This window comes from Angustibacter peucedani, assembly GCF_054779595.1.
Genome location: NZ_BAAGXY010000015.1, coordinates 15,956 through 27,515, shown reverse-complemented (window position 1 = coordinate 27,515; position 11,560 = coordinate 15,956). Strand labels below are relative to the sequence as shown.

Below are 11,560 nucleotides of genomic sequence, written 5' to 3'. Positions count from 1 at the left end.
CGGCGCGCCGCTCGCCGCGGTGCCGGTGTCGACGCCGGCCGACGTCGAGGTCGCCGTCGCGGCGGCGCGCGCGGCGCAGCGGTCGTGGGCCCGGCGTCCGCTCGCCGAGCGCGCGCGGCCGTTCCTGGCCCTGCACGACCTGGTGCTCGACGCGCAGTCGGACCTGCTCGACCTCGTGCAGCTCGAGAACGGCAAGTCGCGAGCGCACGCGTTCGAGGAGGTGCTCGACGTCGCGATCGTGGCGCGGCACTACGCCCGCCGGGCGACGTCCTACCTGCGCCCTCGCCGCCGGCAAGGTGCGTTTCCCCTTCTCTCGCAGGCGGTCGAGCAGCGGCTGCCCAAGGGCGTCGTCGGCATCATCGCCCCCTGGAACTACCCGCTGACGCTGTCGATCAGCGACGCCGTCCCGGCCTTGATCGCCGGCAACGCCGTGGTGCTCAAGCCCGACTCGCAGACCGTGCTCACCGCGCTGCGCGCGCTCGAGCTGCTCACCGAGGCGGGCGTGCCCGAGGGGCTCGTGCAGGTCGTCGTCGGCGACGGCCCGGTGGTCGGCACCGCGATCGTCGAGCAGGCCGACTACGTCTGCTTCACCGGCTCGACCGCGACCGGCCGGCTGGTCGCCGAGCAGGCCGGACGACGGCTGGTCGGCGCGAGCCTGGAGCTGGGCGGCAAGAACGCGCTCTACGTCGCCGAGGACGCCGACCTCGACCGCGCTGCCGAGGGCGCGGTCCGCGCGTGCTTCGCCAGCACCGGACAGCTGTGCATCTCGGTCGAGCGGATGCTGCTGCACGACGAGATCGCCGACGCGTTCCTCGACCGGTTCGTGGCGCGGGTCAAGGCGCTGCGGCTCGGCCCGGCGCTGGACTGGAGCGTCGACGTCGGGTCGCTGATCTCGCAGCAGCAGCTCGACACCGTCACCCGGCACGTCGACGACGCGGTGGCGCAGGGCGCGACGGTGCTCGCGGGGGGTCGGGCCCGCCCCGACCTCGGCCCGCTGTTCTACGAGCCGACGGTGCTCGACGGCGTCACCCCCGCGATGACCTGCTACGGCGACGAGACGTTCGGCCCGGTCGTGTCCGTCTACCGCGTCAGCGGCGACGACGACGCCGTGCGCCGCGCCAACGAGGGCGACTACGGGCTCAACGCCAGCGTCTGGACGCGCGACGTCGCGCGCGGCCGGCGCATCGCCTCCCGCGTCGTCGCCGGCACGGTCAACGTCAACGAGGCGTACGCCGCGGCGTGGGGGAGCGTGGGCGCGCCGATGGGCGGCATGCGGGCCAGCGGCCTCGGTCGCCGGCACGGCGCCGAGGGCATCCGCAAGTACACCGAGACGCAGAACGTCACGGTGCAGCGGCTCCTGGGGTTCGGCGCGCCGTTCGGGCTGAGCTCGCAGCAGTGGGCGCGCACCCTGACCGTGGCGCTGAAGGTCATGAAGCGGGTGGGCGTGCGGTGAGCCCCGCGGCTGCCGGCGCTCGCGCGCTGCCCGAGGTCGACGTCGACGTCCTGGTCGTGGGGTCGGGGTTCGGCGGCTCGGTCGCCGCGCTGCGCGCCCGCGAGAAGGGCTACGAGGTGCTGGTGGTCGAGTCCGGACGCCGGTTCGCCGACGACGAGCTCGCTCGCACCTCGTGGGACCTGCGGCGCTTCCTGTGGGCGCCGCGGCTGGGCTGCTTCGGCGTCCAGCGCATCCACCGGCTGCCGGACGTCGTCCTGCTGGCCGGGGCCGGTGTCGGCGGCGGCTCGCTGAACTACGCCAACACGCTCTACGTGCCGCCCAAGGCGTTCTTCGACGACCCGCAGTGGGCCGACGTCACCGACTGGGCCGACGAGCTGACGCCGCACTACGACCAGGCGGCGCGCATGCTCGGCGTGGTCACCAACCCGTGCGAGGGGCCGGTCGAGGAGGTCATGCGGGCGGTGGCCGACGACATGGGCGTCGGGCACACGTTCCGCAAGACGCCGGTGGGCGTGTTCTTCGGCCGTCCCGGCGCGGACGGCGAGCAGCGCCGCGAGCCGGGCGTGACCGTGCCCGACCCCTTCTTCGGCGGCGCCGGACCCGCGCGCACCGGCTGCACCGAGTGCGGCAACTGCATGGTGGGCTGCCGCGTGGGCGCCAAGAACACGCTGGTGAAGAACTACCTCGCGCTGGCCGAGCGGCTGGGCGCGCGCGTCGAGCCGCTGCGCACCGTCGTCCGGCTGCGGCCGCTCGACCCGGCCGACCCGGCGGGCGGGTACGAGGTGACGACCGAGCGCTCGGGGTCGTGGTGGCGCAAGGACCGCCAGGTCCTGCGCGCCCGCCAGGTGGTGCTGGCCGCCGGCACGTGGGGCACGCAGCGGCTGCTGCACCGCATGCGGGCCGAGGGCGACCTGCCGGACCTCTCGCCCCAGCTGGGCGTGCTGACCCGCACCAACTCCGAGGCGCTGCTGGGGGCGATGACCCAGCGCGTGCCCGCCGACGCCGACCTCACGCGCGGCGTGGCCATCACGTCGTCCTTCCACCCGGACGCCGACACGCACGTCGAGAACGTGCGGTACGGCAAGGGCTCGAACTCGATGGGGCTGCTGGCGACGATCCTGGTCGACGGAGGCGGACGGGTGCCGCGCGCCGTCCGGTTCGTCGGGCAGGTGGTGCGGCAGCCGCGGGTCTTCGCGCTGTCGATGTCGGTGCGCAACTTCAGCCAGCGGGCGGTCATCGGGCTCGTCATGCAGTCGCTCGACAACTCGATCGTCGTCTCGGCCCGCCGCCACCGGCTGCTCGGACGGCTGGGCTTCTCGGCCACCGGGCTCACGTCGCGGCAGGGGCACGGCGAGCCGAACCCGTCGTGGATCCCCGCGGGGCACACCGCGATCCGGCGGCTGGCCGCGCGGCTGCAGGAGCGCACCGGGGTGCGCACCGAGCCGGGTGGCACGGTCGGCGACCTGGGCGACGTGCCGCTGACGGCGCACTTCATCGGCGGGTGCGCGATCGCGCCGACGTCGGCGCGCGGCGTGGTCGACCCGTACCACCGGGTGCACGGCTACCCGGGCCTGCACGTCACCGACGGCTCGACCGTGTCGGCCAACCTCGGGGTCAACCCGTCGCTGACCATCACGGCGCAGGCCGAGCGCGCGATGTCGTTGTGGCCCAACGCCGGTGAGGCCGACGCGCGGCCCGCCCCGGGAGCGCCCTACGAGCGGCTGGCGCCGGTGGCCCCGGTCTCGCCCGCGGTGCCGGCGACGGCTCCGGGCGCGCTGCGCTGGGCGACCGGCTCCGCGGCGACCGCGGCCTCGTGAGGCACCAGGGCTGGACACCGGAGCAGCTGCCGCGCCAAGACGGCCGCGTCGCGCTCGTCACCGGGGCCAACAGCGGCATCGGGCTCGAGACCGTCGTCGGGCTGGCCCGGCTGGGCGCGCGGGTGCTGCTGGCGTGCCGCTCGCCCGAGCGGGGCGAGGCCGCGCTGGGCGAGGTGCGGGCGCGGGTGGAGGGCGCGGACGTCGAGGTGCGGCGGCTCGACCTCGCCGACCTCGCGGACGTGCGGCGGTGCGCGGACGACGTCCGGGCCGACCACCCGCGGCTCGACCTGCTGGTCAACAACGCGGGCGTCATGGCCCCGACCCGGCGCCGGCTCAGCGCCGACGGGCACGAGCTGCAGCTGGCCACGAACCACCTCGGCCACGCGGCGCTGACCGGGCTGCTGCTCCCGGCGCTGCTCGCGCCGTCCGACCGTCCGTCGCGGGTGGTCACGGTCACCAGCCAGGCCCACCGCGGCGGGCGGATCGACCTGGCCGACCTCGACGCCGAGCGCGGGTACCAGCCGTGGCGCGCCTACGCCCAGAGCAAGCTGGCCAACCTGCTGTTCACCATGCAGCTGCAGCGGGCCTCCGACGCCGCCGGGCCTGCTCTGCTGAGCGTCGCCGCGCACCCGGGCTTCGCCGCGACGGCGTTGGTGCGCAACGGACCGGCGGCGGGGCGGCTGCTGGGTCCGCTGGCCGAGGTGCTGACGCGCCTGACCGGCCAGTCGGCCGAGGCCGGCGCGTGGCCGACGCTGTGCGCGGCCGCGGCGGACGACGTCCGGGGCGCCGAGTTGTACGGCCCGTCCGGCCCGGGCGGGTGGCGCGGCTACCCGGCCAGGACGTCGGCGTCCGCGCTCGCGTACGACCCCGACCTCGCGCTCGCCCTGTGGGAGCGCACCGAGCGGCTCACCGGCGTCACCCTCGACCTCGCGCCGGCTGCCGACTTGTGAAGGGTTTCGAACCCTTCAGCAGCTCCTGAAAGGTTCACAACCCTTCACCAGTGCTCGGAGCCTCGAGGTCAGGTGAGGTGCTGGGCGAGGAAGCGCAGCTGGTCGGGGAGCAGCGAGCGCCAGTAGCCCCCGGTGTGCTGCCCGGCCGACAGCCGTCCCTCCGGCCGGGTGACGGCGCGCTCGCGGTAGGTGCGGGTGACCTGGGTGAACGGGTCGCTGGTGCCGCAGCTGACGCTGAGCGGGGTGCGGCGCACTCCAGGGTGCGCGAGCAGGTCGCCCCAGCGCTCCCAGTCGGCGCGGTCGTCGAACGCGCCGCGGGCCGAGCTCTCCCAGGTCGGGAACAGCGCCGGGGACGACGCCGCTGCGGCCACGACCGTCGTGCCGTGCAGCGCTCCGCGCTCGGACTGCCGGGCCATCATCAGCGCCCCGAAGCCGCCCATCGAGTACCCCATGACGCCGATGCGGTCGGTGCGCAGCCCGGCGCGGGCGGCGAGCGGCAGCACCTCGCCGACGACCATCGACAGCGGGTCGTCGCCGGCGGCGCGCGGGTGCCAGTACCGGTCGGTGCCGTCGGCGCTGACGAAGGCGAGCGGCGCCCCGCCCGACCGCAGGTGCTGGGCCAAGAACGCGTCGAGGTGCAGGACGTCGATCGCGCTGTGCGCGTTGCCGCCCCGCCCGTGCAGCACGACCACCGTCGGGAGCCCTGCGGCCGGCACGTCGCGCGGAAGGACCAGCCCCCACGTGACGTCCTTGCCGCAGGCCCGGGAGGCGAACGTCGCGAAGCGCACGGGGCCGACCGGACCGTCTGGCACCGGGGTGTCGACGTCGCCGATGCCCAGCTCGCGGTCGAGCCGCACCTTGCCGGGGAGCAGCCCGGTCTCGACGCCGGCCACGGCGCCGGCCGCGACCGCCACCACCCCGGCCGCGCCGCCGAGCAGCACGGTGCGCCGCCGAGGACGACCTCGACGAGCGGGCGGGGAAGGCTCCACGTCCTCAGCCTGTCACGGCGGGACCCGGTCGAGCCGGAGGTGGGCTGACGACGCGGGGCCGGCACCGGGGGTGGACGGCCGGCCCCGCGTCATTGCCTCTAACGAGACGGCGGCTCGGAGGTTACGGGCTGGTCCGTCCACGATCTCCAGAGCGCCGCGTAGGGGCCGTCGGCGTCCAGCAGGTCGTGGTGGGTGCCGATCTCGGAGACCAGCCCGTCCTCGACGACGGCGACCCGGTCGGCGTCGTGCGCGGTGTGCAGCCGGTGCGCGATCGCGACCACGGTGCGGCCGTCGAGCACCGCCGAGAGCGAGCGCTCGAGGTGCCGGGCGGCGCGCGGGTCGAGCAGCGACGTCGCCTCGTCCAGCACCAGGGTGTGCGGGTCGTTCAGCACCAGCCGGGCCAGCGCGACCTGCTGCGCCTGCGGCGGCGTGAGCTCGAGACCGCCCGAGCCGACCTCGGTGTCGAGGCCCTGCGGCAGCCGCTCGGCCCAGCCCAGCGCGTCGACGGCCTCGAGCGCCGACCGCAGCTCGCCGTCGTCCGCACCCGGCCGCGCCAGCCGCAGGTTGTCGGCCAGCGTCCCGACGAAGACGTGGTGCTCCTGGGTCACCAGGGCGACGTGGCCGCGCAGGTCGTCGAGCTCGAGGTCGACCAGCGGCACGCCGCCCACCTCGACGCTGCCGGTGCGCGGGCCGTGGATGCCGGCCAGCAGCCGCCCGAGGGTCGACTTGCCCGCGCCCGACGGCCCGACGACGGCCAGCCGCTCGCCCGGCGCGAGGTCGAGCGAGACGCCACCCAGCACGTCGTGCCCCTCGCGGTAGGCGTAGCGGACGTCGTTGGCCCGGATCTCGCGGCCCGCCGGCTCGGCGCCGGTGGGCGTGCGGTCGTCGGGGACGTCGGCGATGCCGATGATGCGGGCGAAGGACGCCGCGCCCACCTGGATCTCGTCCAGCCACGACAGCAGCTCGTCGACCGGACCCATGAGCTGCAGCACGTAGAGCGTGACGGCGGTGACCTGCCCGACGGTGGCGTGCCCGCCGCTGGCCAGCCAGCCGCCCCACAGCAGGGTGGCCGCGACCGGCAGGAAGTAGCCGAGCTCGACGCTCGGGAACCACACGGTGCGCAGGTAGAGCGTGTAGCGCTCGGCCCGGTAGCAGCTGGTCAGGTCGCGCTCGACGGTGCGCCGCCGCTCGGGACCCAGGCCCAGCGCGTCGACGGTGCGGGCGCCGTCGACGGTCTCGGTGACGGTGCCGTTCAGCACGGCGTAGGTCGCGCCCTCGCGCAGGTAGCCCTCGGGAGCGCGCTTGAGGTACCAGCGCGTGCCCGACCACAGGATCGGCACCGCCAGCACCACCGGCAGCGCCACCTGCCAGCCGGCGAGGAACGTCGCGATCGTCGTGAGCACGGTGGCGACCACGGCCACCAGCACCGACGGGACGGCGAACCGCACCGTGTGCGAGAGCGCGTCGACGTCGCGCGTGGTGCGCGTGACGAGGTCGCCGGTGCCGGCGCGCTCGACCGTCGACAGCGGCAGCGCGACGACGCGGTCCATGAACTGCTCGCGCAGCTGGGCGAAGACCTGCTCGCCGAGGACGAAGGACTGGCGGCGGGCGGCCCAGGTCAGCCCGGTCTGCACCACGATGGCCGCGCCGAGCAGCAGGGCGAGGTGGTCGACCCGGCTCAGCCCGGCGCCCCCGCGGACGTCGTCGACCAGCCGGCCGATGAGCGCGGGCCCGGCCAGCCCGGCCACGGCAGCGACGCCGTGCAGCCCGAGCACCAGCCCGAGGGCGCGGCCGTGCTCGCGCAGCAGGACGCGCGCCTCGCGCCGCACGCTCTCGGGCCCGGCGACCGGCAGCTTGGTCTCGCTCACTCGTCCTCCCCTCGGATCACGGTGCTGCGGTAGGCGACGCTGCTCGCCAGCAGCTCGCGGTGGGTGCCCTCGGCCGCGACCTCGCCGCCCTCGAGGAAGACGACGTGGTCGGCGTGGTCGAGCAGCAGCGGGCTCGCGGTCATCAGCACGGTGGTGCGGCCGGCGCGGTGCTCGCGCAGCCGCTCGGCGATGCGGGCCTCGGTGTGGGCGTCGACCGCGCTGGTCGGCTCGACCAGCACCAGCGTCGGCGCGTCGGTGAGCAGCGCTCGCGCCAGCGACAGCCGCTGGCGCTGGCCGCCGCTGAACGAGCGGCCGCGCTCCTCGACCTGGCTGTCGAGCCCGTCGGGCAGCGCGTCCAGGACGTCGTGGGCGGCCGCGGTGTCGATGGCGCGGGCCAGGTGCTCGTCGTCCGCGCCGCGCGGGCCGACGAGCTGCTCGCGCAGCGGTCCGGTGAACAGCCGCGGGTCGCTCTCGCTCACCACGACCTGACGGCGCAGCTCGACCAGCGGCAGCAGGTCGACCCGCTCGTCGCCGAGCAGCACCGGCGCGTGCGGCACCTCGGCGAAGCGGCCGAGCCGGTCGGCGAGGGCTGCCGACTCCTCGGGCCGCTGCGAGACGACCGCGGTGAGCCGGCCGGCCGGCACGGTGACGCCGGACGTCGGGTCGTGCAGCGCCGCGTCGTCCGAGACGTCGAGGTCGACCCGGCGGCCGGGGACGCGGTCGAGCACGTTCGGCTGCACCCGCAGGACGTTGATGATCTTGCGGGCGCCGATGTGGGCGCGGGTCAGCCGGTCGACCATCTCGGTGGCCGTGCGCAGCGGCGTGACGAGGAAGGCCGAGAGGCCGTAGAACATCACCAGGTCGCCGACGGCGATGTCGCCCTGCACGACCAGGCGGGCGCCGAGCCAGGTGACCAGGACGACGAAGATGCCCGGCAGCAGCACCTGTGCCGCGTCGAGGGTGGCCTGCACGCCCGCCACCCGCACGCCCGAGAGCCGCACCAGCTGAGAGCGGTGGCGGTAGCGCTCGACGAAGGTGTGCTCGCCGCCGATGCCGCGCAGCACCCGCAGGCCCGCGACGGTGTCGGCGCCGAGCGTCGTCAGCTTGCCGGACTCGTCGCGCTGCGCGGCCTGGCGGCGCTGCAGCGGCTTGATGAGCAGGCCGAGCACGCCGGTGAGCACCGGGACGCCGAGCAGCACGAGCAGGCCGAGCGGCACCGAGGTGGTCAGGAGGATCACGGCGACGACCACGTAGCTCACGACGGCGCCGGAAAACCGGGCGCTCACGTCGTAGGCGCCGCCGAGCCGCATCGCGTCGTTCGTGACCGTGGCGACGACCTCGCCGGTGGGCACGGTGCGGGGCAGCGCCTCACCCGTGTCGGCCGCCTTGTAGCCCAGCAGCTGCGCGCACCGGAAGCTCGCCTGCAGCCAGTTGCTCACGGCCGCGCGGTGCCGCAGCACGCCCGCGCCCGCCTGCACGCACGCGAGCCCGAGCACCGCACCCGACCACAGCAGCAGGGCGCGCAGGTCGTGCTGCACGACGCCCTGGTCGATGCCGCGGCCGACCGCCACGGGGATCAGGGCCTGCGCGCACATCCAGGTGACGCCCCACACGACACCGACCGCCAGCGTGGCGCGCTGCATGCGGGCGATCCAGCCCAGCAGGTGCCACGGGCCCCGCAGATCAGGGGTGCCCGGGTCGGGGTAGGGGAGGGTGCGCACGAAGGTCCAGGGTAGGTGGAGCCGCCGACAGGGCTCCACGCGTTTTCGCGTACCGTCGAGGCGTGCTCCGGACCGCGTTGCAGCCCAGGTGGTTGGGGCTGCTGGGGGTCGTGCTGCTGGTCTGCGTCGGCTTCGGCTGGCTCGGCGCCTGGCAGCTCGGGGTGGCCAAGGACCGCGGCGCCGAGCAGTCCCGCCGCGAGCTCGCCGCCCGCCCGCCCGCCCCGCTCGACGACGTCCTGCCGGTGCAGCAGCCGTTCCCCACCACCGCGGACGGCCGGCGCGTCGTCGTCCGCGGCACCTACGACCGCGACCAGCAGGTGCTCGTGGCCGAACGGCTGCAGCACGGCGTGCCCGGCTGGTGGGTGGTCGGGGCGCTGCGCACCGAGGGCGGGGGGTGGCTGCCCGCCGTCCGCGGGTGGGTCGCGACGCCGGACGACGTCCGCGCCGACCCCGGTGCCGCGCCGTCCGGGCCGGTCGAGGTGCGCGGGGTGCTGCAGCCCGACGACGCCCCGGACGACGAGGCGGCCCCGCTGCCCGACGGCCGCTTGGCCGCCCTCGACGCCGCCGACCTCGTCAACCGCTGGGGCTCGCCCATCTACAACGGGTTCGTCGTGGTGGGCGCCGAGCTCGGGTCCGACGGGTCACCGGCCGCGACGACGGGCGCGCAGCCCGAGCGGGTCCCGGCGCCCCAGCCGCAGCCGTCGGGGCTGGCTTGGCGCAACGCCGCGTACGCCGTCCAGTGGTGGGTCTTCGCCGGGTTCGCGGTCGTGCTCTGGTGGAAGATGGTGCGCGAGGACCAGCGTGACCAGGCCGCCGCCGAGCGTGAGAAGGTCGGGGTGTGAGCGAGCCCCTGACCCCGCGCGTGCGGTCGTCCCTCAAGCGGTTCGAGGTCATGGCCTTCGTGGTCGGCTTCGGCCTGCTGCTGCTGTGCGTCGAGGTGGTCCTGCACTACGGCTTCGACAACGACGCGCTCGCCTGGTGGAGCCCGATCCACGGCGTCCTCTACATGCTCTACCTGGTGGCCACGGCCGACCTGGCCTTCAAGGTCCGCTGGCCGTTGCTGAAGATGGTTGGCGTGATGCTGGCGGGCGTCGTCCCCTTCTTCTCCTTCTTCATGGAGCGCAAGGTGGCGCGCGAGGTCGGCGGCCGGGGCGCCGATACCCTGGCCGCGTGACTGAAACCGACGCGACCGACCTCGAGTCGCGCCCCGTCCTCGTCGTCGACTTCGGCGCCCAGTACGCCCAGCTGATCGCCCGCCGCGTGCGCGAGGCCAGCGTCTACAGCGAGATCGTGCCGCACACGATGTCGGTCGAGCGGATGCTCGAGAAGCGGCCGGCCGCGATCGTGCTGTCGGGCGGCCCGTCGAGCGTCTACGCCGAGGGCGCACCGGCCGTCGACCCGGCGCTGTTCGAGGCCGGCGTGCCGGTGCTCGGCATCTGCTACGGCTTCCAGGCGATGGCCCGCGCGCTGGGCGGCGAGGTCGCCCACACCGGCCAGCGCGAGTACGGCGGGACGCCGGCCCGCGTGCAGCCGCAGGACTCCACCCTCTTCTACGGCCAGACCGACGAGCAGTCGGTCTGGATGAGCCACGGCGACAGCGTGCAGCAGGCGCCGGACGGCTTCCGGGTCACCGCCGAGACCGTGGGCACGCCGGTCGCGGCCTTCGAGGACGACGACCGCAAGCTCTACGGCCTGCAGTGGCACCCCGAGGTCGTGCACTCGACCTTCGGGCAGCGCGTGATCGAGAACTTCCTGACCCGCGGCGCCGGGCTCGAGCAGTCCTGGACGACGGAGGGCGTGGCCGAGGAGCTCGTCGAGCGGGTGCGGGCGCAGATCGGCGACGCCCACGTGATCTGCGGCCTGTCGGGCGGCGTGGACTCCTCGGTGGCCGCGGCCCTGGTGCAGAAGGCGGTCGGCGACCAGCTGACCTGCGTCTTCGTCGACCACGGGCTGCTGCGGGCCGGTGAGGCCGAGCAGGTCGAGCGCGACTTCGTCGAGGCGACCGGCGTCGACCTCAAGGTCGTCGACGCCAGCCAGCAGTTCCTCGACGCGCTCGCCGGGCTGACCGACCCGGAGGACAAGCGCAAGGCGATCGGCCGCGAGTTCATCCGGGTCTTCGAGCAGGCGGCGCGCGAGGTCGTCGGCGAGGCCGCGTCCGACGGGCACCCGGTCAAGTTCCTCGTGCAGGGCACGCTCTACCCGGACGTCGTCGAGTCCGGCGGGGGCGAGGGCGCGGCCAACATCAAGAGCCACCACAACGTCGGCGGCCTGCCGGACGACCTGCAGTTCGAGCTGGTCGAGCCGCTGCGCACGCTCTTCAAGGACGAGGTGCGCGCCGTGGGCACCGAGCTCGGCGTGCCCGACGGCATCGTGATGCGCCAGCCGTTCCCGGGGCCCGGCCTGGGCATCCGCATCGTCGGCGAGGTGACGGCCGAGCGGCTCGAGGTGCTGCGCGCGGCCGACGCGATCGTGCGCGAGGAGCTCACGCTGGCCGAGCTCGACCGCGCGATCTGGCAGTGCCCCGTGGTGCTGCTCGCCGACGTCCGGTCGGTGGGCGTGCAGGGCGACGGGCGCTCGTACGGCCACCCGGTCGTGCTGCGGCCGGTCTCGAGCGAGGACGCCATGACCGCCGACTGGACCCGCCTGCCCTACGACGTCCTGGCCAAGATCTCGACCCGGATCACCAACGAGGTGGCCGAGGTCAACCGGGTGGTGCTCGACGTCACGAGCAAGCCGCCGGGCACCATCGAGTGGGAGTGACC

Annotated in this window: 9 protein-coding genes; 6 read left to right on the top strand and 3 right to left on the bottom strand. The window is 75.1% G+C overall.

The window, feature by feature from the left end; all coding sequences use genetic code 11:
* The 3 genes from ACYVJ4_RS04285 to ACYVJ4_RS04275 all read left to right on the top strand — a co-directional run.
* On the top strand, window positions 1-1,453 hold a 1,453-nt coding region (locus ACYVJ4_RS04285; protein ID WP_460458876.1), incomplete at its 5' end, for a succinic semialdehyde dehydrogenase.
* Window positions 1,450-3,270: a GMC oxidoreductase gene (locus tag ACYVJ4_RS04280; RefSeq protein ID WP_460458875.1), complete on the top strand. Its 1,821-nt coding sequence runs from the start codon at window positions 1,450-1,452 to the stop codon at window positions 3,268-3,270. The genes ACYVJ4_RS04285 and ACYVJ4_RS04280, both read left to right, overlap by 4 nt.
* A complete protein-coding gene (locus tag ACYVJ4_RS04275) occupies window positions 3,267-4,220 on the top strand; it encodes an oxidoreductase (RefSeq protein ID WP_460458874.1) in 954 nt (317 codons plus the stop codon). The genes ACYVJ4_RS04280 and ACYVJ4_RS04275 overlap by 4 nt, the downstream gene beginning before the upstream one ends.
* A 68-nt stretch (window positions 4,221-4,288) precedes the next feature.
* On the opposite strand, the gene ACYVJ4_RS04270 is transcribed toward ACYVJ4_RS04275, so the two are convergent.
* The 3 genes from ACYVJ4_RS04270 to ACYVJ4_RS04260 all read right to left on the bottom strand — a co-directional run bounded on the left by ACYVJ4_RS04270 (window position 4,289) and on the right by ACYVJ4_RS04260 (window position 8,798).
* Window positions 4,289-5,209 (bottom strand): alpha/beta hydrolase, encoded by a 921-nt coding sequence (locus ACYVJ4_RS04270; protein ID WP_460458873.1) that lies wholly within the window; start codon window positions 5,207-5,209, stop codon window positions 4,289-4,291.
* 98 nt (window positions 5,210-5,307) lie between these two features.
* Complete coding sequence (locus ACYVJ4_RS04265; protein WP_460458872.1) at window positions 5,308-7,077, bottom strand: ABC transporter ATP-binding protein; 1,770 nt, start codon at window positions 7,075-7,077, stop codon at window positions 5,308-5,310.
* Window positions 7,074-8,798, bottom strand: a complete 1,725-nt coding sequence (locus ACYVJ4_RS04260; protein WP_460458871.1) for an ABC transporter ATP-binding protein — start codon at window positions 8,796-8,798, stop codon at window positions 7,074-7,076. The genes ACYVJ4_RS04265 and ACYVJ4_RS04260 overlap by 4 nt, the downstream gene beginning before the upstream one ends.
* Window positions 8,799-8,860: 62 nt before the next feature.
* On the opposite strand from ACYVJ4_RS04260, the gene ACYVJ4_RS04255 reads away from it, so the two are divergent.
* From ACYVJ4_RS04255 to guaA, 3 genes are read left to right on the top strand one after another with little or no spacing between them, the layout of a single operon-like run.
* Window positions 8,861-9,640 carry an SURF1 family protein gene (locus ACYVJ4_RS04255; protein WP_460458870.1) on the top strand — a complete coding sequence of 260 codons (780 nt, stop codon included), beginning with the start codon at window positions 8,861-8,863 and terminating at the stop codon, window positions 9,638-9,640.
* Window positions 9,637-9,972, top strand: coding sequence for a DUF3817 domain-containing protein (locus ACYVJ4_RS04250; RefSeq protein ID WP_460458869.1), 336 nt, complete (start codon window positions 9,637-9,639; stop codon window positions 9,970-9,972). The genes ACYVJ4_RS04255 and ACYVJ4_RS04250 overlap by 4 nt, the downstream gene beginning before the upstream one ends.
* Window positions 9,969-11,558, top strand: coding sequence for a glutamine-hydrolyzing GMP synthase (guaA, locus tag ACYVJ4_RS04245; protein WP_460458868.1), 1,590 nt, complete (start codon window positions 9,969-9,971; stop codon window positions 11,556-11,558). The genes ACYVJ4_RS04250 and guaA overlap by 4 nt, the downstream gene beginning before the upstream one ends.
* The last annotated feature ends 2 nt before the right edge of the window (window positions 11,559-11,560 follow it).